The sequence below is a fragment of the Actinomycetospora sp. TBRC 11914 genome (assembly GCF_012933465.1).
Taxonomy (GTDB): Bacteria; Actinomycetota; Actinomycetes; order Mycobacteriales; family Pseudonocardiaceae; genus Actinomycetospora.
This window is the reverse complement of sequence record NZ_JABBND010000022.1, coordinates 100,989-119,523: the sequence shown is the minus strand read 5'-3', so window position 1 is coordinate 119,523 and position 18,535 is coordinate 100,989. Positions and strand designations below refer to the sequence as shown.

General features: G+C 74.1%; 19 protein-coding genes. 7 read left to right on the top strand and 12 right to left on the bottom strand.

Annotation, left to right across the window (positions count from 1 at the left end):
- Nucleotides 1-58: 58 nt before the first annotated feature.
- Genes HH311_RS26740 through HH311_RS26725 form a run of 4 tightly spaced genes read right to left on the bottom strand, consistent with a single transcriptional unit; the run spans nt 59 to nt 3,096 of the window.
- Nucleotides 59-886: an adenosylcobinamide-GDP ribazoletransferase gene (locus HH311_RS26740; protein WP_169186748.1), complete on the bottom strand. Its 828-nt coding sequence runs from the start codon at nt 884-886 to the stop codon at nt 59-61.
- Nucleotides 883-1,836 carry a nicotinate-nucleotide--dimethylbenzimidazole phosphoribosyltransferase gene (locus HH311_RS26735; protein ID WP_312030429.1) on the bottom strand — a complete coding sequence of 318 codons (954 nt, stop codon included), beginning with the start codon at nt 1,834-1,836 and terminating at the stop codon, nt 883-885. The genes HH311_RS26740 and HH311_RS26735 overlap by 4 nt, the downstream gene beginning before the upstream one ends.
- A gap of 46 nt (nt 1,837-1,882) precedes the next feature.
- Entirely contained in the window at nt 1,883-2,440 is a 558-nt protein-coding gene (locus HH311_RS26730) for a bifunctional adenosylcobinamide kinase/adenosylcobinamide-phosphate guanylyltransferase (protein WP_169186768.1), read from the bottom strand.
- Nucleotides 2,437-3,096, bottom strand: a complete 660-nt coding sequence (locus HH311_RS26725) for a DUF3043 domain-containing protein (protein WP_312030428.1) — start codon at nt 3,094-3,096, stop codon at nt 2,437-2,439. The genes HH311_RS26730 and HH311_RS26725 overlap by 4 nt, the downstream gene beginning before the upstream one ends.
- Nucleotides 3,097-3,217: 121 nt before the next feature.
- On the opposite strand from HH311_RS26725, the gene HH311_RS26720 reads away from it, so the two are divergent.
- From HH311_RS26720 to HH311_RS26710, 3 genes are all read left to right on the top strand, one after another.
- Entirely contained in the window at nt 3,218-3,763 is a 546-nt protein-coding gene (locus HH311_RS26720; protein ID WP_169186747.1) for a glycerate kinase, read from the top strand.
- 66 nt (nt 3,764-3,829) lie between these two features.
- The gene (locus HH311_RS26715) at nt 3,830-4,021 is read left to right on the top strand and encodes a hypothetical protein (protein ID WP_169186746.1); all 192 of its coding nucleotides are present in this window, start codon (nt 3,830-3,832) and stop codon (nt 4,019-4,021) included.
- Between the two features lie 205 nt (nt 4,022-4,226).
- Nucleotides 4,227-4,598: an iron-sulfur cluster assembly accessory protein gene (locus HH311_RS26710; protein ID WP_169186745.1), complete on the top strand. Its 372-nt coding sequence runs from the start codon at nt 4,227-4,229 to the stop codon at nt 4,596-4,598.
- A gap of 160 nt (nt 4,599-4,758) precedes the next feature.
- Here the strand turns inward: HH311_RS26710 and HH311_RS26705 are convergent, their stop codons facing one another.
- The gene (locus HH311_RS26705) at nt 4,759-5,748 is read right to left on the bottom strand and encodes an adenosine kinase (RefSeq protein ID WP_169186744.1); all 990 of its coding nucleotides are present in this window, start codon (nt 5,746-5,748) and stop codon (nt 4,759-4,761) included.
- A 113-nt stretch (nt 5,749-5,861) separates the two neighbouring features.
- Nucleotides 5,862-7,799, bottom strand: a complete 1,938-nt coding sequence (asnB, locus tag HH311_RS26700) for an asparagine synthase (glutamine-hydrolyzing) (protein WP_169186743.1) — start codon at nt 7,797-7,799, stop codon at nt 5,862-5,864.
- A gap of 284 nt (nt 7,800-8,083) precedes the next feature.
- Here asnB and coxB point away from each other — a divergent pair, with 284 nt between their 5' ends.
- Nucleotides 8,084-8,983 (top strand): cytochrome c oxidase subunit II, encoded by a 900-nt coding sequence (gene coxB, locus HH311_RS26695; protein WP_312030427.1) that lies wholly within the window; start codon nt 8,084-8,086, stop codon nt 8,981-8,983.
- 39 nt (nt 8,984-9,022) lie between these two features.
- The gene (locus tag HH311_RS26690; protein ID WP_169186742.1) at nt 9,023-9,421 is read left to right on the top strand and encodes a cytochrome c oxidase subunit 4; all 399 of its coding nucleotides are present in this window, start codon (nt 9,023-9,025) and stop codon (nt 9,419-9,421) included.
- 873 nt (nt 9,422-10,294) lie between these two features.
- Here HH311_RS26690 and HH311_RS26685 read toward each other — a convergent pair.
- Genes HH311_RS26685 through HH311_RS26670 form a run of 4 tightly spaced genes read right to left on the bottom strand, consistent with a single transcriptional unit; the run spans nt 10,295 to nt 14,643 of the window.
- A complete protein-coding gene (locus HH311_RS26685) occupies nt 10,295-11,971 on the bottom strand; it encodes a cytochrome bc complex cytochrome b subunit (RefSeq protein WP_282439731.1) in 1,677 nt (558 codons plus the stop codon).
- The gene (locus tag HH311_RS26680) at nt 11,968-13,146 is read right to left on the bottom strand and encodes a ubiquinol-cytochrome c reductase iron-sulfur subunit (RefSeq protein ID WP_396027463.1); all 1,179 of its coding nucleotides are present in this window, start codon (nt 13,144-13,146) and stop codon (nt 11,968-11,970) included. The genes HH311_RS26685 and HH311_RS26680 overlap by 4 nt, the downstream gene beginning before the upstream one ends.
- Complete coding sequence (locus HH311_RS26675; RefSeq protein ID WP_169186740.1) at nt 13,143-13,970, bottom strand: c-type cytochrome; 828 nt, start codon at nt 13,968-13,970, stop codon at nt 13,143-13,145. The genes HH311_RS26680 and HH311_RS26675 overlap by 4 nt, the downstream gene beginning before the upstream one ends.
- Nucleotides 13,971-14,019: 49 nt before the next feature.
- The gene (locus tag HH311_RS26670) at nt 14,020-14,643 is read right to left on the bottom strand and encodes a heme-copper oxidase subunit III (RefSeq protein ID WP_211190837.1); all 624 of its coding nucleotides are present in this window, start codon (nt 14,641-14,643) and stop codon (nt 14,020-14,022) included.
- Between the two features lie 208 nt (nt 14,644-14,851).
- Between HH311_RS26670 and HH311_RS26665 the strand changes: the two genes are divergently transcribed.
- Complete coding sequence (locus HH311_RS26665) at nt 14,852-15,280, top strand: hypothetical protein (protein ID WP_169186739.1); 429 nt, start codon at nt 14,852-14,854, stop codon at nt 15,278-15,280.
- On the top strand, nt 15,277-16,353 hold the full coding sequence (trpD, locus tag HH311_RS26660) for an anthranilate phosphoribosyltransferase (protein WP_169186738.1): 1,077 nt from the start codon (nt 15,277-15,279) through the stop codon (nt 16,351-16,353). The genes HH311_RS26665 and trpD overlap by 4 nt, the downstream gene beginning before the upstream one ends.
- A 22-nt stretch (nt 16,354-16,375) precedes the next feature.
- Here trpD and HH311_RS26655 read toward each other — a convergent pair whose 3' ends face one another.
- Together HH311_RS26655 and HH311_RS26650 are read right to left on the bottom strand one after the other, a co-directional pair.
- Complete coding sequence (locus HH311_RS26655) at nt 16,376-16,654, bottom strand: Lrp/AsnC family transcriptional regulator (RefSeq protein ID WP_169186737.1); 279 nt, start codon at nt 16,652-16,654, stop codon at nt 16,376-16,378.
- Entirely contained in the window at nt 16,651-18,498 is a 1,848-nt protein-coding gene (locus HH311_RS26650; RefSeq protein WP_169186736.1) for a DEDD exonuclease domain-containing protein, read from the bottom strand. Before HH311_RS26650 ends, HH311_RS26655 begins: the two co-directional genes overlap by 4 nt.
- Nucleotides 18,499-18,535: the final 37 nt, after the last annotated feature.

The window sequence follows — 18,535 nt, the reverse complement described above, 5'->3', positions numbered from 1 at the left end:
GCGGGTTCGGGGTGCTTCATGTGCCCCTCGCGCCGCGTCGCGTCGGCTCGATCCGCCGTCAGCCCAGCGCGAGGACGGCGAGGGCCGCGGTGACCGTGACCTCGCCGACCCCGCCGAACACGTCGCCGTTCACCCCACCCAGGCGCCGGACGGCGTGCCGGGCGAGCACGACGGCGACCAGGGCGGCGACGACGACGGCGAGCGGCCCCTGCCAGAGCCGCCCCGGCACGACGACCAGGCACGCCGCGGCCAGCGCGACCCCCCAGCCCACCGGCACCGCGAGGTGCTGGGTGCCGGCGACGAGGGCGCCGAGCCCGCCGGGTGCGGCGGCGCCGACGCTGCGCCGCGCGCACCACGTGAACGACGCCCGCCCCGCGGCCCAGGCCAGGGCGACGCCGAGCACGCCGAGGCCACCGCGGCCCGCGACCGCGGGGAGGGCGGCCGCCTGCGCGCCGAGGACCAGCACGAGCGCGACCACACCGAACGCGCCCGTCGTCGGGTCCTTCATCACCGCGAGCATCCGCTCCGGCCCGCCGTAGCTGCCGAGGCCGTCCGCCAGGTCGGCGAGCCCGTCGAGGTGCAGCGCCCGGGTCAGCCCGGCCCCCGTCGCCACCCCGCCGATCCCCGCCAGCAGGGCCGGCGCACCGAGCGCGAGCAGGCCGAGCACGACCCCGCCCACCACCCCGCCGACCAGCAGCCCCACCACCGGGGCGAGCGCGAGCGCGCGGCGGGCCGTCCCGCGGTCCGTGGCCCGGGCCCGGACCGGGGCGACGCTGAACAGCGACAGGGCGAGCGCGACCGCACCGGTCCAGGACGGATGCTCCGCGTGCGTGGGGAGACGACGCCCGGCGTCGGGAGCGGGCCCGGCGTCGTCGGGACCCGTCACGACCCCGCGGCGACCCGCGCGGCCATGGTCACGAGCGGGACCGCCGCGAGGGCGCCCGTCGCGGCGCCGGCGCGCAGGTCGAGGAGCAGGAGCGGGTCGAGGCCGAGCACCTCGAGCGCGAGGGCCTGGGCCGGTTCGGTGTCCCGGGTCGCGGCCTGCCACCAGGCCCGCGAGCCGGGGGCCCACGCGTCGGCGAGCAGGGCGGCGACGCAGACCGCGGCCCCGTCGAGCAGGACCGGCGTGCGACGGCGGGCGGCCTGGGCGAGGAACCCGACGAGCGCGGCGAGGTCGGCGCCACCGGCGACCCGCAGCAGCGCCTCCGGGTCGCGTCCCACCGGCCGGGTGCGGCGCAGCCCGTCGCGCACGGCCGCCGCCTTGCGCATCCACGCCGTGTCGTCGATGCCGCTGCCGCGCCCGACGACGGCGACCGGCTCGCGCGCGGTCATCGCGGCCGCGAGCACGGCCGTCGGGGTGGAGATCCCGACGGCGAGCTCGCCCGGGACGAGCAGGTCGGCGCCCTCGTCGACGGCGGCGTCGGCGGCGGTGCGCCCGGCGTCGAGGGCGGCGCGCAGCCCCTCCTCGGTGAGCGCGTCCTCGCGGTCGATCCGCCCGCTCGGGCCGTCGCCGACCTCGACCACGCGGACGTCGGCGCCGGCGACGGTGGCCAGCGCGTTGGTCGGGGCGGTGCCCGCGCGGACGGCCTCGAGGCGGACCGCGGTCTCCTCCGGGCCGAACGCGGACACCCCGGCGGCGGCGATCCCGTGCTCGGCGGCGAAGAGCACCACGCGGGGCGACGCGGGGGGCCGGGCGGGGGAGCGGGCCTGGCAGGCGGCGAGCCAGGCGGCGACGTCCTCCAGCCGGCCCAGGGCGTGCGAGGCGAGCGGCAGGCGCGTCAGGTGGGCGCGGGCCTCGGCCCGCGCCGCCTCGTCCGGGGGTGCCACGGTCGGCACGGGGTGCTCCCTTCTCCTCGCCGGTGAGCGCCGGACCCGCGACGGGTCAGTGCTCAGGAGCCGTGGGCACCTTAAGGGCGAGGGGCAGACCGGCCACGAGCAGGCGGACCTCGTCGCACACCGCGGCGAGCTCGCCGTTGAGCAGCCCCAGCTCGTCGCGGAAGCGTCGTCCCGACGACGTCGAGGGCACCACTCCGAGCCCGACCTCGGCCGACACGAGCACGAGCGGCGCCCCGCGTCGGGCCGCCACGGCCCCCACCAGGTCCGACCGGGCCGCCGCGACGGACGCGGCGTCGCGCGCCCACCCGGCGTCGTCGAGCAGCCCGGTCACCCACGTGGCGAGGTCGTCGACGAGCACGGCGACGTCGGTCCGGCGCCGGACGACCTCCGCCGTCGTCGTCCCGTCGGCGTCCTCCACCGTCTCCCACCGCGCGGAGCGGCGGCCGCGGTGCACGGCGACGCGGTCGGCCCACTCCGGGTCGGCGGCCGGGTCGACGGCGCGCGCCGTCGCCACGTAGACGGCGGGTGCGGTCGCGTCGAGCTGGGTCTCGGCCCAGGCCGACTTGCCCGAGCGGGTCCCGCCGAGGACGAGCGTCGTGCTCAGGAGACCGTCTCGCCGGCCTTCACCCGGGGCGCCGGCATCCGGAGCTTGCGGATCTGCGTGGCCCGGGTGAAGGCGTACCAGCCGACCGAGAAGCCCTTGACCTCCTCGTCCGGGAACTTCGCGCGCACCCGTGAGAGGACCTGCCGGCCGAGCAGCGTGCCCTCGACGACCATCGCGGCGAGGATGCACAGGCACAGCAGGCTGCCGAGGTTCTGCAGGCCCTTCACCGGCACGACCACCGTGATGAAGATCAGCACCGCGAGCGGCATGAACAGGCCCATGAGGTGGCGGCGGGAGTCCACGAGGTCGCGCACGAAGGCCTTGACGGGGCCGCGGTCGCGCACCGGGAGCACGCGGTCGTCGCCGGCCATCATCCGCTTGCGGCGCTCGGCGGAGGCCTCGCGGCGCTGGGTCTTGTCGCCGCGCAGCGTCTTCGCGCGCTTCATGGCCTCGCGCTGCGTCTTCGGTGCCGGGGCGACCGGCCCGCGACGACGGCCCTCGGCCTCGCGCCGGGACCGCGTCGGGCGACCCTTCCCGGTGGTCTGCGCGCGGCGCGCACCGACCGAGACGACCTCCTGGTCCTCGGGCGCGTCGGCGTCGGCGTCCGGGGAGGCGGGCGCGGAGGTGGCGCCGGAGCCGCGTCGCAGGAAGTTCACCGGGCCAGGATAGGACACCCGCGGCCGCCGGAGGTCACCTCACAGCGTGCTGCTCCCCGTTCGTCCCCCGATCGACACGCGGGGTCCACGCGGGCGTGCGGGCGCGCTAGCGTGTGCCGCCATGCGCGTGCTGATCGCGCCGGACGCCTTCCAGGGCACCCTCACCGGCGAGCAGGCCGCCGCCGCGATCGCCGACGGGTGGGCCCGCGGCGCCGCGGCCGACGAGCTGGTGCGCTCTGCCGTCGGCGAGGCCGCGGCCACCCTCGAGACGGTGCCCGAGGAGGCGCTGCCCGACCTCGTGGTCACCGGCGAGGGCAGCCTGGAGTACCGCTCGCTGCGCGACAGCGCCCTGGCCGCGGTGTCCTCGGCGGCGATGACCCGCGGGGTCCCGTGCATCGTGCTCGCCGGTCAGGTCCACGTGGGGCCGCGGGTCGCCTTCGAGTCGGGCATCCACGGCGCCTACGCCACGGCCGCCGACGTCGGGTCGGTGGAGGAGTCCCTGGCCGATCCCGCGGGCACCCTCGAGGTGCTCGCCGAGGGCATCGCGCACCACTGGGGCGGCCGGCGCGGCCGGGCGACCCTGCGCCCCGAGCTGCTGCCCGAGGCGCGGGGCGGGCCGGTGGTCCCCGGCCCGCGCGACCCGGGCGGCGGCACCGCCGGGCGCTGAGCACCGCGCACCTCACCGGGATCCGGCACGCTGCGGGGGAGCGTGAGGTGTCGGGGAGGGGACGTGATGGACGACCGGGACGACGCCCTGTCGTTGCTGATCATGGTCACCGGGCCGGTGGCGCTGGTGGTCTCGACCGGCTGGCAGGTCGCGTGGCTCGTGGTCCTCGGGGTGTTCGCGCTGCTGCGGCGCACCGGGGGCCCCTGGCGGGGCACGGCCGCCACGCCGCCGACGCCCCCGGACCCCGCCGGGGCGTGACACGCGCCGACGTGGCGCACGTCCCCTCGTCCGGCGTGATGACGGCCCCGCGGTGTGACACCATGGAGATCGCAGGCGAGCCGCGTCGTGCCCCGTCGGGACCTCCGAGATCGTGTCCGGGCGGAGCGGCCCCGCCGGGCGGGAACATCCCGCCGTCCGGCGAGGTTGCACGCCGCGGAACGCACCGGGAGCTCCAGGGAGAACCATGACCGTCGAGAACCCCACCGCCCCCGCCACCACGGCGCAGGGCGAGCACGGCGTCGAGCTGAGCGAGGCCGCGTCGAGCAAGGCGAAGGCCCTGCTCGACCAGGAGGGCCGCGACGACATGCACCTGCGCATCGCCGTCCAGCCGGGTGGCTGCGCGGGCCTGCGCTACCAGCTCTTCTTCGACGACCGTTCGCTCGACGGCGACCTCTTCCGCGACTTCAACGGCCTCAAGGTGGCCGTGGACCGGATGAGCGCGCCGTACGTCCAGGGCGCCACGATCGACTTCGTCGACACCATCGACAAGCAGGGCTTCACGATCGACAACCCGAACGCCACGGGCTCCTGCGCCTGCGGCGACAGCTTCAACTGATCGCAGACCTCCCACACGCACGAGGGCCCCGGTCCCTGCCGTCCCGGCGGGGGGCCGGGGCTCTCGTGCGTCCGGGCTCGGGTGGCGGCGTGGGACGAACGAGTCGTTCATGTGCGTAGACGCCACGAACGAGTCGTTCGTCCCGCGGGACCGCCTGCGCTCAGCCGGCCTCGGGCACGTCCTGGGCGACCTTGGCCTTGAGGTTCTCCGGCGGCTGCGCGCCGAGCTGGGCGACCACGTGCGACGCGGCCACCGAGCCGATCCGGCCCGCGACGGGCAGCTCGAACCCGCGCACCAGGCCGTAGAGGAAGCCGCCGGCGTACGCGTCGCCCGCGCCGGTGGTGTCGACCAGCTGGTCGGCGGGCCGCGCCTCGACGGAGTGCTGCACCCCGCCCTCGGCGTAGATGGTCGAGCCCTTCGCGCCGTGCGTGACGACGACGAGCTCGCAGTTCCCGCCGTTGCCGCGCAGCAGCGACTCGATCGGCTCGTCGCCCACCAGCGCGGCGACCTCGTCCTCGTCGGCCACGAGGATCTCGACGTTCTCCCGGGTCAGCTCCCGGAAGTAGTCGCGGTGGCGCTCGACGCACAGTGAGTCGGAGAGGGTCAGCGCGACGCGGGCCTCGCTCTTGGCCGACGCGTCGATGATCTTACCGATGGTGGCGCGGGCCTGCTCGGTGTCGGCCAGGTAGCCCTCGATGAGGGTGACCGCCGAGCCGGCGACCTCCTCCTGGTCGATGTCCGACGGGCCGAGCGCGGTGCACGCGCCGAGATAGGTGCCCATGGTGCGCTCACCGTCGGGGGTGACCAGCACCAGGCAGCGGGCCGTCGACGGGCCCTCGGTCAGCGGCGGCGTGCGGAAGCTCACGCCGTGGCTGCGGATCGACGTCGTGAACGAGGTGCCCAGCTGGTCGTCGTGGACCTTCCCGACGTAGCCGGTGTCGCCGCCCAGCGCGGCCGCGATCGCGATCGTGTTGGCGACGCTCCCGCCCGAGCGCTCGGTGGTGTCACCGGCCTTCCCGTACAGCGCCTCGGCCTGGTCCTGGTCGACGAGCGTCATGCCCCCCTTCGGCAGGTCGAAGGCGGTGATGGTGTCGTCGTCGACCTGCGTGAGCACGTCGACGATCGCGTTGCCGATTCCCAGAACGTCCATCGGGCCGGGATGTCCTCTCCATAGCGGCTACTCGCTTCGGATCAACGGACCACCGTAGGTGATGGGGTGGGCACCGACAGCCCGATCGTTGCGTCGGGCACTATCGCCCCCGCTCAGGCGTAGACCGGGTACTGCGGCTCCGGGACCGCCGGGACGATGCGCTGCTCGACGAAGATGCCGTGCCAGAGCATGAACACCAGCAGCGTCCAGATGCGCCGCGAGTGGTCGATCGAGCCGGCGCGGTGCTCGTCGATCATGCGCAGCACCGCGGCCTTGTCGAGGATCGCGTCGGTCTGCGACTCCCGGACGATGCCGCGGGCCCAGTCGAGCATGTCGGTGGCCAGCCAGTGCCGGATCGGGACAGGGAAGCCGAGCTTGCGACGGTGCAGCACGTGCGGCGGCACGATGCCCTCGATCGCGCGGCGCAGGGCGTACTTGGTGGTGCCGTGGGCGACCTTCTGGTCGGTCGGCAGCGCCGAGGCCACCCGGAACACCTCGGGGTCGAGGAACGGGACCCGCAGCTCCAGCGAGTTCGCCATCGTCATCTTGTCGGCCTTGACCAGGATGTCGCCGCGCAGCCACGTGAAGAGGTCGACGTGCTGCATGCGCGCCACCGGGTCCCAGCCCCGGGACCCCTCGTAGACCGGCGCCGTCACGTCGACGTGGGAGAGCTCGTCGTCGTACCCCCGCAGCACCGCCGAGAGCTGCGCCGGGAAGAAGTTGCGGGCGTTGCCGTAGTAGCGCTGCTCGAGGGGGAGCGCGCCCCGGCGCAGCAGGTCCTTGCCGCGCACCCCGGTCGGCAGGCGCTCGGACAGCGCGCCGGCTAGCTTGCGGACCGCGCCCGGCAGCCGGTCGAACGGCGCGAGGGAGAGCGGCTCCTTGTAGATGGTGTAGCCGCCGAAGAGCTCGTCGGCCCCCTCGCCGGAGAGGACGACCTTGACGTGCTTGCGCGCCTCGTTCGCCACGAAGTACAGCGGCACCAGCGCCGGGTCGGCGACCGGGTCGTCCAGGTACCAGACGATGAGCGGCAGCGCCTCCATCATGTCCTGCGCGGTCACCGTGCGGACCACGTGGCGGACGCCGATCGCCTCCGCGGACTCGGCCGCGACGTCCACCTCGGAGTACCCGGCGCGCTCGAACCCCGTCGTGAAGGTGATGAGGTCCGGGTTGTGCTCGCGGGCGAGCGCCGCGATCGCCGTCGAGTCGATGCCCCCGGAGAGGAAGGCACCCACGGTGACGTCGGCGCGCATGTGCTTCGCCACCGAGTCGCGCAGGACCTCGGTGATCTCCTCGTGCCGCCGCGTCTCCTCCGCGGTGTCGCCGCGGGGGATGGGGCGCTCGTCGAAGCGCGGCGTGAAGTAGCGCTGCACGCTGACCGGCTCGCCGGGGCTGATCGTGAACGAGCACCCGGACTCCAGGCGCCGGATCGCCCGGTGCAGCGTCGCCGGCTCCGGCACGTACTGCAGCGTCAGGTAGTTCTGCAGCGCCGTCGGGTCGGGCGCCGCGGACGATGCCCCCAGCGGGCCCAGGATCTGCAGGAGGCTCTTCTTCTCGCTGGCGAACGCGACGCCGTGGGCGCCGGCGGCGAAGAACAGCGGCTTGATGCCGAACGGGTCCCGGGCGCCGAAGAGCACCCGGTCCACGGTGTCCCAGATGAGGAACGTGAACATGCCGCGCAGCCGCGGGACGGCGTCCGCGCCCCACACCGAGTACGCCGCGACGATGGCCTCGGTGTCGCCCTCGGTGGCGAAGTGGACACCGTGCTCGCGGGCGAGCTCCGCCCGCAGTTCCAGGTAGTTGTAGATCTCGCCGTTGAAGACGATGCGGTAGCGGCCCGCCGCGTCACCGTCCGGGGGGAACTCCAGGGGCTGGTGCGAGCCCTCGACGTCGATGATCGAGAGCCGGTTGAAGCCCAGGACGACCTCGTCGTCCTGCCACACGCCCGACTCGTCCGGCCCGCGGTGGCGCATGCACGGCAGGGCGGCCTCGACGTCCGCCGCGTGCCGTGCCGCCGTGCCGTCCGCCGTGATCCAACCCATCAGCCCGCACACGGGGCCCAGTATGGCGAGGGGGGCCGACGGCCTCGTCGTCCCACCCGTTGCGCGGGGGTTTCGGCACCCCGGACACCCACGCCCCTCCGACAGCGCGTAGTGGAGACCTCGGCTAGTCTCCCCGTGTCCGGACCGAGGGTGGCGTTTCTTCTCCGCCGCCCGAGGTCGCACGGCCTCGAGGAGGGCAGCCAGCAGTGCGCCGAGCAGCGAGCCTTGCGCAGGCCGGGGAGGTGTCGGCCCCGCAGGACGAGGGTGGCCGGACGCCGCGCCGACGGACCCGTCGGGTGACGCGCGCGCTCCAGCTCGCCGTCCTGGCGTGCGTGGTCGCCCTCGTCTCGACCGGGTGCTCGATCCAGGACGTCATCCGCTTCGGCTGGCCCGTGGGCGTCACGCCCGAGGCCACCATGATGCGGGAACTCTGGACCTGGTCCGCGATCGCCGCGCTCGCCGTCGGCGTCCTCGTCTGGGGTGCCACCGCCTGGGCCGTCGCGTTCCACCGCCGCAAGGCGACCGACTCGGATCTGCCCCGGCAGTTCCAGTACAACCTGCCGCTCGAGCTGGTGCTCACGGTGCTCCCGCTGGTCATCGTGGCGGTCCTCTTCTACTTCACGGTCGTCGTGCAGAACGTCGTCGACCGCGAGCCGAGCGGCAACGAGCTCAAGATCGACGTCACCGCGTTCCAGTGGAACTGGGAGTTCCAGTACCCGGGCACGCGCAACCCGGTCGGCCAGCCGGTCGCGACCATCGGCACCACCGCCGAGGTCCCGCTGCTGGTGCTGCCGACCAACCGGCCGATCTCGTTCACGCAGCACTCCGAGGACGTCATCCACTCGTTCTGGATCCCGGAGTTCCTCTTCAAGCGCGACGTGTTCCCGGACCCGGAGAAGAACGACCAGAAGAACGTCTGGGTCATCGACAAGATCGACCAGCCCGGGGCGTTCGTGGGCCGCTGCGCGGAGTACTGCGGCGCGTACCACTCGATGATGAACTTCGAGGTCCGGGCGCTGCCGGAGGCCCAGTTCGACCAGTACATGCAGCTGCGGCAGTCCATCGACCCGACGACGCGCCAGCCGTACTCGGCCGCCGAGGCGCTCGCCCAGATGAACTGCGGCCCGTTGTGCTCGCCGACGGCCACCACGACGCACCCGTTCAACCCGGACCCGACCGTCCGGCTGGCGTTCTGACATGACCGTCCCCACGACCGCTGAGAGGAGCCCGCGGCGATGAAGGTCGAGTCCCGCATCTTCGAGCTCCTGACCGTGTTCTGCTTCGTCTGCGCGATCGTCTACGGCTTCCTCTCGAAGGAAGCGGTCGGCATCGTCGGGCTGACCCTCACGGGCGGCCTCTGCCTGATCATCGGGACCTACTTCCGGTTCGTCGCCCGGCGCCTCGAGGAGCGCCCGGAGGACAACCCGGAGGCCGAGGTCTCCGACGGCGCCGGCGACGTCGGCTTCTTCAGCCCGGGCAGCTACTGGCCCATCACCGTGGCGGGTGCCGTCGCCCTGACGGGGCTCGGGCTCGCGCTCTTCCAGTGGTGGCTGATCGTGCTGGCGGGCATCTTCCTGATCATCGCCGTGTGCGGGCTGGTGTTCGAGTACCACGCGGGACCCGAGGCGCACTAGCTCCTTCTCCGACGTCCCGACGGCGGGCATCGCCGGCTCCTGAGGGGGCCGGCGGCGCCCGCCGTCGTCGTTCCGGGTCCTCTTGGGCTCCTGGAGCGCCGTGGTTGGTGGGAGTGAACTGCCAGGAGCACTGCAGGCAGCTCAGGAGGCCGGACGGGCGGCGTCATGTGCCCCTCGCCGACGGTGGCTGCCGTCGGTGGTCGGGGAGGCCTTGTCGTACGGCGCCCCCGGTGCCCGATGGCTTCCACGAGGGGCACAGCAGGCAGTTCGGGCGGCGTCGTGTGCCCTTCGTCCACGGTAGCCGCTGGTGATCAGGGAGCCTCTGCACGGGCGGGGGAGATCCGCACGGCACGCAGTGACTCCCTCGCAGGCTCCCACGAGGGGACAGCAGGCAGCTCAGGAAACCGGACAGCCGGGACCAAGTACCCCTCGCCCCCAGCGGGCCATGCCGGCGACCAGAGAGCCTGGGCACGGGTGGGGGAGCCCGCACGGCGCGGGCGTTCCCGCGCGGGCCGCCGCGAGGGGCACAGCGGGCAGCTCAGGGGGCCGGACGGGCGGCGTCCTGTGCCCCTCGGCGACGGTGGCTGCCGCCGATGATCAGGGAGCCGCTGCACGGGTGGGGGAGATCCGCACGCCGCGCAGTGACTCCCTCGCGACGCTCCGAGGGTCCACGCACCCGAGTCCAGCCCGCGCCGGCCTCGACGAGGGGCACAGCGGGCAGCTCAGGACGGCGGACGGGCGGTGCCACGTGCCCCTCGCCCCGGGGAGACCCGCACCCGCGAGCACCGGCTCCCGCGCCCCCACGACGACGACGGGGCGGGGAGCCGGTGGCTCCCCGCCCCGTCGGCGGTCGTGCGGTGTGGTGCTCCGGCGTCAGTCCCGCACGTCGCGGGGCCGGCCGGCGTCGGGGCGACCCGCGAGCTCGCGGTCGCTGCCCGGCTCGACCTGCAGCGGGTCGGTGCCGGAGCCGGCGTGGATGTCGCCCTGCTCCTCGGCCGGGTCGGGGCGGAACCAGCCGCCCTTCACCGGGTGGCCCGAGTAGCCGAGGTCGTTCATGCGCTTCGGCACCTTGCTGCCCTGGTAGGCGAGCGGGATGGCGTGGCCGTGGTCGTCGACGCCGCCGAGGGGCTGGTGCACCTCGATGAACTCACCGTGCGGCAGCCGCTTGATGTGGCCGGTCTCGATGCCGTGCTCGAGCACCTCGCGGTCGGAGCGCTGGAGACCCAGGCAGATCCGGTAGGTCGCGAAGTAGACGACCGGCGGGATCACCAGGAGGCCGATGCGGCCGATCCAGGTCATGACGTTCAGCGAGATGTCGAACGTGTAGCCGATGATGTCGTTCCCGCAGGCCACGACGAGCCAGAAGTAGAACGCCATCGCCATCATGCCGGTGGCGGTGCGGACCGGGACGTCACGCGGACGCTGGAGCAGGTTGTGGTGCGCGCCGTCGCCGGTCAGCTTGCGCTCGATCAACGGGTAGAGCGCGAGCAGCGTCGTCAGGATCCCCATGCCGATGACGGCGGGGAAGAAGATCGACGGGATCGTGTACCGGCCGAACAGGTACATCTCCCACGAGGGCCACAGCCGGACCGCGCCGTCGAACACGGCCATGTAGAAGTCGGGCTGGGACCCGGCCGAGACCTGCGTCGGGTCGTACGGGCCGAGCTTCCAGATCGGGTTGATCTGGAACACCCCGGCCATGATCGCCATGACGCCGACCGCGACGACCATGAAGCCGCCGGCCTTCGTCGCGAACGTCGGGAGGATGCGGACACCGACGACGTTGCGCTCGGTGCGTCCCGGCCCGGGGAACTGGGTGTGCTTCTGGAACCACACCAGCGCCACGTGCACGCCGATGACCGCGAGGATGATCCCCGGCAGCAGGAAGACGTGGACGATGTAGAAGCGCGGGATGATGATGTCGCCCGGGAACTCCCCGCCGACGATCGCCCAGTGCAGCCATGTGCCGATCACCGGGATCGACAGGATGATCGCCGAGAGGCCGGTGCGGATGCCGGTGCCCGAGAGCAGGTCGTCCGGCAGCGAGTAGCCGATGAAGCCCTCGATCATGCCGGTGAGCAGCAGCACGACGCCGAGCACCCAGTTGGTCTCGCGCGGGCGGCGGAACGCTCCGGTGAAGAACGTCCGCATCATGTGCGCGATCATCGCCGCCACGAACAGCAGCGCCGCCCAGTGGTGGATCTGGCGGATGAACAGGCCACCGCGGACGTCGATGGAGATGTTGACCGTCGACTCGTAGGCCTTCGACATCACGACGCCGCGCAGGCCCGCGTAGGTGCCCTCGTAGGTCGTCTCGGCCATCGAGGGGTCGTAGAAGACGGCCAGCCACGTGCCCGAGATGAGCAGCACGATGAAGCTGTACATCGCGATCTCGCCCAGCATGAACGACCAGTGCGTGGGGAAGACCTTGTTGATCTGCCGGCGGATCCCGCCGGCCGGGTGGATCCGGCTGTCGATCTCGTCAGCAGCGGTCCCGACGAGCTTCATCGCGGTGCTGCCGCTGCGCCTCGGTGTGGTGATGGCACTCATGGTCTGCGCTCCCAGAAGCCGGGCCCCACCGGCTCGATGAAGTCACTGCGGGCGTACAGATAACCCTGATCGTCCACCGTGATGGGCAGTTGCGCCAGCGGACGGGCGGCCGGTCCGAAGACCGGGCGCGCGTACTCGTTGGCCTGGAACTGCGACTGGTGGCAGGGGCACAGGATGCGCATCGTCTGGTCCTCGTAGAGGGACGTCGGGCACCCCATGTGGCTGCAGATCTTCGAGTAGGCGAAGAGCGAGCCGTAGTTGAAGTCCTCCTGGCCCGCCCGCTTGATCACCGGCACGTTGGGGCGCAGCCGGATGAGCATGACGGGGGAGTCGGAGGAGCGGACCTCCTCGGTGAGGGCCTCCGGGTCGTTGCGCTGGCTCTCCTTGAACGGGAAGACCGTCTCCATGGAGCCGGGTTCCAGGTCGCCCGCGCGGACGAGGACGACGTCGGTCGGGTCGCCGTCGAACTTGCGCAGGTAGACCCGCTCGCCGTTCTCCGAGCGCCAGTCCGTGACGAGGAGCGGCGACTGGTCGCCCTCCTTCCACGGGTTCTTCACCAGGCCGCCGAACGCCGCGACCAGGATGCCGGCGCCCAGGACGCCGCCGGCGGCGCCGATCGAGCGGACGATCAGCTTGCGCCGCCCGATGCCGCTCTGCTGGCCGGCCTGCACGAGGCGGGCGGCGGCGGTGCGGCGCTCCACCTCGCCCGAGCGGCCGTCGTGGCGCTGCTGGATCGTCAGGTCCTCGGGCAGCAGCTTCTTCGAGTAGGCGATGACGCCCATGCCGACCGCGAGGATCGACACGCCCAGGGTCACACCGATGGCCGGCGTGTAGAGGGCGTACCAGGTCGAGCCCGGGTCGCCCGGCGGGACCCACTCGTGCGGCCAGGCGATGAACGCGACGATGAAGGCCAGGCCCGCGATCGCGGCGAGGATGAACCAGCCCGCGACCTGGCGCTCGGCGCGCTTCTCGGCGCGGGTGCCGGGCACGGGGAAGCGGGCGCGGTCGGCGACGACCTCGATGTCGTCGATGCGGTTGCCGAGACGCACCAGGTCGTCGGTGCTCATCTCGGCGAGCTCGGCGTCGGTGGGGATGCGCAGCTCGTCCGACCCGTGGCCCTGCGGACCCGAGGGGCTTCCGGCGCGGTGGGACTCAGATTCGGGAGGTGCACTCACTGGCGGGATCCGATCCAGAGGGAGATTCCGATCAGGGCGGCGAGCCCGACGAAGAAGGCCACGAGGCCCTCGGGCACGGGGCCGAACCCGCCGAGGCCGTTGCCGCCGGGGTTGGCGCCGGTGCTGTCCGAGCTGACCGACTTGATGTAGCCGATGATGTCCCGCTTCTCCTCGGGGGAGAGCTGGGAGTCGGCGAACGTCGGCATGTTGCCCGGCCCGGAGAGCATGGCGGCGTAGATCTGGTGCGGGGTCGCCGGGTCGAGGACCGGGGCGAACTTGCCCGACGACAGCGCGCCGCCGCGGCCGGTGAAGTTGTGGCACTGGGCGCAGTTGAGGCGGAACAGCTCGCCGCCGCGCCCGAGGTCGGAGCCGACCAGGGCCTCGTCGGGACCGGCGGGGACGCTCGGGCCGCCGCCGTTCGCCTCGATGTAGGCGCCGAGGGCGTCGATCTGCGCCGGGTCGAACTCCGGCTTCTTCCGGTCGGCCTGCGCGCCCTGGACCTTCAGGGGCATGCGGCCGGTGGAGACCTGGAAGTACACCGACGCCTGGCCCACCCCGATGAGGCTCGGGCCGCGGCCGACGACGCCCTGCAGGTTCGACCCGTGGCAGGTGATGCAGGAGTTGTCGAAGAGCGCCTGGCCCTCGCGCACGAGCGCGGCGTCCTGCCCGGTGGCGGTCTGCGGGGCGGGCTGCACCGCCGCGTAGATCCCGCCGACGGCGAGCAGCGCCACGCCGATCGCGACGAAGCCCGCGATCCTCCGGCGCGTCCTGGTGCCCGCACGCGCCCACGGCCTGCGGCGCGGGCGTGGCGTCCGGTCGCTCATGTCCTCCCCTGCCCCTGACTCTCGTCCTGTCGTCATCGCGGCCGTGTCCTTACCGGATGAAGTAGATGACCGCGAACAGGCCGATCCAGACCACGTCCACGAAGTGCCAGTAGTACGAGACGACGATGGCCGCGGTCGCCTGCGCGGGTGTGAACCGACTCAGGAAGGTCCGGCTGATCAGCAGGACGAACGCGACGAGACCGCCGGTGACGTGCAGCGCGTGGAACCCGGTCGTGATGTAGAAGACCGAGCCGTACGGCCCCGAGGCCATCGTCGTGGCGTGCTCGGTGACGAGCGTGTGGTACTCGTTCACCTGGCCCAGCACGAAGATCAGGCCCATCACGAACGTCACCGCGTACCAGCGGCGCAGCCCGAACACGTCCCCGCGCTCGGCGGCGAACACGCCGTACTGGCAGGTGAACGACGACGCCACGAGGATGATCGTGTTCACGAGCGCGTACGGCACGTCGAGCTCGGTGGGCGGGGGCGGCCACTCGCCCACGTTCTGGGCGCGCGCCACGAAGTACATGGCGAAGAGCCCGGCGAAGAACATCAGCTCGCTGGACAGCCAGATGATCGTCCCCACGCTGACCACGTTGGGTCGGTTGAGGGAGTGGATCCTCGCGCTGAAGGAGGGCGCCGGCGCACTCGAGGCGGTCGTCACGGGCGACATCATGTCACCTCGTCCCGACATCAGCCTGGCGGGGCGAGACCCCTCCGGGAGGCCGCCGACCTGCACTCCTCTCACCTGCGGATTCTCCTACCAGGTGTCGTACGTCGTGTCGTAGTCGAGACCTCGCGGCGTCGCGGCGCACCCCTGGGCGGGCCGCCCGACTAGGCTGCGGCGCACCGTGGACGACGCGCCGGGGAGGGCCCGCGAGATGACCGCCGACAGTGGTGCCGGAGAGACGCTGGACGTCGTGGTGATGAGCCACCGGCCCGAGGTGCGGGAGGCCGTGATGTCGGCGGTCGGCCGCCGGCCCGCGCGGGACGTGCCCCGGCTGCGGTGGACCGAGGCGGACGGCATCGGCGACGTCCTCGGCGCGGCCGACGCGGGCCGCCTCGACCTCGCGGTGCTCGACGGCGAGGCCCAGCCCACCGGCGGCATGGGGGTGTGCCGCCAGCTCAAGAACGAGCGCGACGACCCGGCCCCGGTGATCGTCGTCGTCCGGCGCGAGGACGACCGCTGGCTCGCGACGTGGTCGCAGGCCGACGCGGTCCTCGTGCAGCCCCTCGACCCGGTGACCGCCGCGCGCACGGTCGCCGACGTCCTGCGCGCCGGGCACCCGGTCCCGGCCACCCGGGGGTGACCACGCAGGCCGGGGCGCCGCCGGTCGCCCCCACCTGGCCGTCGCTGCTCGGCCGGCTGCTGCGCGGGGAGGACCTGTCGGCCCCCGAGGCGGCCTGGGCGATGGACCGCATGATGTCCGGCGAGGCCTCCCCGGCCCAGGTGGCCGCCTTCGCGGTGGCGCTGCGGAGCAAGGGCGAGACCGCCGAGGAGATCGGCGGGCTGGCCGAGGTGATGCGCGCGCACGCGCGCGAGGTGACGGTGCCCGGCGTCGTCGTCGACATCGTGGGGACCGGCGGCGACCAGGCCCACACCGTCAACATCTCGACGATGGCCGCGGTCGTCATGGCCGCGGCTGGTGCCCGGGTGGTCAAGCACGGCGGGCGCGCGGCGTCGTCGGCGTGCGGGTCGGTCGACCTCCTCGAGGCGCTCGGGGTGCCGATCGACCTCGGTCCCGACGGCGTGGCCGCGAGCGTCGACGAGGTCGGCATCGGCTTCTGCTTCGCCCAGACCTTCCACCCGGCCATGCGCCACGTGGGCGGGGTGCGCCGCGAGATCGGCGTGCCGACCGCGTTCAACCTGCTCGGGCCCCTCACCAACCCGGCGCGCCCGGCCGCGGCCCTCATCGGCTGCGCCGACGCGCGCTTCGCCCCCGTCCTCGCGGCGGTGCTGGCCGGGCGCGGCGACACCGCCCTGGTGGTGCGCGGCGACGACGGCCTCGACGAGATCACGACGACGACCACCACCACGGTCTGGCGCGCGAGCCCGTCCGGCGTCGTCGTGGAGACCCTCGACCCGACGCGGATCGGGATCCCGGTCTCGGCGCCGGGCGACCTGCGCGGCGGCGACGCGACCGTCAACGCCCGCGTCGCCCACGCCGTCTTCGCCGGCGACCCCGGGCCGGTGCGCGAGGCCGTCCTGCTCAACGCCGGGGCGGCGCTGGCGGCCTACGAGGAGGCCGAGACCGGGACGGTCGACGAGCTCCACGCCGCGGTCGCGCGGGGCCGGGAGCGGGCGGCCGCCGCCGTCGACGACGGGGCCGCGGCGGCCCTGCTGGAGCGGTGGGCCGCCGTCGCGAAGCGGCTGCGCGACTGAGCGGTCGGCCCGGGGGCGCCCGTCAGTCGAGGCCGACGGCGAAGGCCGCGTCGGTGTCGCTCGCCGAGTACGAGCGGAACGCGATGTGGGTCGAGGTGGTCCGGACCCCGGGCACCCGGCTCAGGTTCCCCGCGATGACGTCGGCGAGCTCCTCGTGCTCGCGCACCCGCACGACGGCGATGAGGTCGACGTCGCCGGCGCAGGAGTAGACCTCCGCGACCCCGTCGAGGTCCGCGATGGCCTGCGCCGTCTCCGGGATCCGGTCGGCGTTCGCGTGGATCATGACGATGGCCGTGATCACGGGGGCTCCCTGGGTCGGCGGCGCGGTCGGCGGTCGGCGGGTCCGGCCGGAACCCTAGCCCCCGCCTCCGGGTCGGGTGCCGGACCGGACGTCGCCCGCCCGGCGTCGCGCGCCTGCGCCACCCAGCCCGACCACGCGCCCGCCCCGCGGGCCGGGACCGCCCAGGGCGTCGTCGTGCGCACCATGCGGGCGCCCGGCCGCTCCAGCCAGCGGGTGACGACGGCGACCTCCTCCGGCGGCGCGCCGCGCAGCGGGCCCGCCCCGGGGCGCACGGTCTCCGCCGAGGCGACCAGCACGTCGACGACCGGCATCGGTGGCACCCCGCGGCGGGCCGTCCCGGCCGCGGCCAGGCGCCCGTGGCGCACGACGGCGAGGTCCCAGCCGCCGCCCCCGTCCGGGCGTGCCGCCACCAGCTCCTCGGCCCGGGCGACCGCCGAGAGCCGCTGGACCCGGGCGAGGGCCCCGGCCAGCTCCGCGAGCCGGTCGCGGTGGGTGGCGGCGTCGGCGAACCGCTCGCCCGCGGCCAGCGACGCGACCTTCTCCCGCAGCGCCGCCAGGCCGTCGTCGGACCCGCCGTGGAGCAGGGCCAGCGCGCCGGCGACGGCGGGGGAGTACTCCTCCGTGGTCTGGAACCCGGCGCAGGGCGCCCCGCAGCGCCCGAGATCGTGCAGGGCGCAGGGGCTCCCGCGCCCGCCGCGAGCCGGGATGCGCTGCGTGCACGGCCGCAGCCGGGAGGCGTCGGCGAGCGCCTCGACCGCGCGGACCGCGTCCGGGCGCCGGCCGAAGGGGCCCACGGCGTCGTCGCGCGGGGTGCGGACGACCGACCAGCGGGGGAAGGGCTCGTCGGTCAGCGCCACCCACCAGCCCTTGTGCGGGTAGCGGGAGCGCCGGTTGTAGCGCGGCGTGTGCCCGGCGAGCAGCCGCAGCTCACGCACCTCGGCCTCGAGCGCGTGGGCGCACTCCACCCAGTCGACCCGCTCGGCCAGCGCGACCATCTCCTTGACCCGCGCCCGCTTCTCCGAGCCGGTGAAGTAGGAGCGCACGCGGCGCCGCAGGTCGTTCGACGTGCCGACGTAGAGCACCTCGTCGGCCGGGCCGCGGAAGAGGTACACCCCCGCGGCGTGCGGCACGGCGTCGGCGAGGTGGCGCTTGCCGCGCTGGGCCGGCGTCGTCTCGACCTGCAGGGCGAGCAGGTCCTCGAGCGAGCGCACCCCCTGGCCGCCGACCCGCTCGAGGAGCCCGTGCAGCACGTCGACGGTGGCCCGCGCGTCGGCCAGCGCCCGGTGCACGGGGCGGGTGGTGGCGTGGAAGAGCCCCGCCAGGGCGGACAACCGGCACGAGGGCGCCTCGTCGCGCGTGAGCACCTTGCGGGCGAGCCGGGCGGTGCACACCACCGGCGGGCGGGGCCACACCGAGCCGTGCCGGCGGCACGCGGCCCGCAGGTGCCCGACGTCGAACGGGGCGTTGTGGGCCACCACCACCGCACCCGCGCAGAACTCCAGGAAACCCGGCAGCACCGTCCCGAGCCGCGGCGCGTCGCGCACCATCGCCGTGGTGATCCCGGTCAGCGCCACGATCTGCGGCGGGACGGCCACCCCGGGGTCGACCAGCGTGGCGTACTCCCCGACGACCTCCCCGCCGCACACCTTCACCGCCCCGATCTCGGTGATGGCGTCCGGGCGCGGCGCGGCCAGCGGGTCGGCCCCCGCCGGGTCGGGTCCCGCGGGCGGCCCCCCGGTGGTCTCCAGGTCGAGCACCACGAAGGTGGCCGCGTGCAGCGGCGTGCCCAGCTCCTCGAACGTGAGCTGCGGGTCGGGTCCCGTCACCGGGCGTGGTGCGTCCATCGCCGCGGACGCTAGGACGACCCCCCGACAGCCACGC

What these genes read in the sequence shown, in the direction of transcription:
- HH311_RS26720 (WP_169186747.1), top strand. Translation starts at nt 3,218, where the DNA reads ATGCGCGTGCTGATCGCGCCGGACGCCTTCCAGGGCACCCTCACCGGC.
- HH311_RS26715 (WP_169186746.1), top strand. Translation starts at nt 3,830, where the DNA reads ATGGACGACCGGGACGACGCCCTGTCGTTGCTGATCATGGTCACCGGG.
- HH311_RS26710 (WP_169186745.1), top strand. Translation starts at nt 4,227, where the DNA reads ATGACCGTCGAGAACCCCACCGCCCCCGCCACCACGGCGCAGGGCGAG.
- HH311_RS26705 (WP_169186744.1), bottom strand. Translation starts at nt 5,748, where the DNA reads ATGGACGTTCTGGGAATCGGCAACGCGATCGTCGACGTGCTCACGCAG.
- HH311_RS26690 (WP_169186742.1), top strand. Translation starts at nt 9,023, where the DNA reads ATGAAGGTCGAGTCCCGCATCTTCGAGCTCCTGACCGTGTTCTGCTTC.
- HH311_RS26685 (WP_282439731.1), bottom strand. Translation starts at nt 11,971, where the DNA reads ATGAGTGCCATCACCACACCGAGGCGCAGCGGCAGCACCGCGATGAAG.
- HH311_RS26675 (WP_169186740.1), bottom strand. Translation starts at nt 13,970, where the DNA reads ATGAGCGACCGGACGCCACGCCCGCGCCGCAGGCCGTGGGCGCGTGCG.
- HH311_RS26670 (WP_211190837.1), bottom strand. Translation starts at nt 14,643, where the DNA reads ATGTCGCCCGTGACGACCGCCTCGAGTGCGCCGGCGCCCTCCTTCAGC.
- HH311_RS26665 (WP_169186739.1), top strand. Translation starts at nt 14,852, where the DNA reads ATGACCGCCGACAGTGGTGCCGGAGAGACGCTGGACGTCGTGGTGATG.
- HH311_RS26650 (WP_169186736.1), bottom strand. Translation starts at nt 18,498, where the DNA reads ATGGACGCACCACGCCCGGTGACGGGACCCGACCCGCAGCTCACGTTC.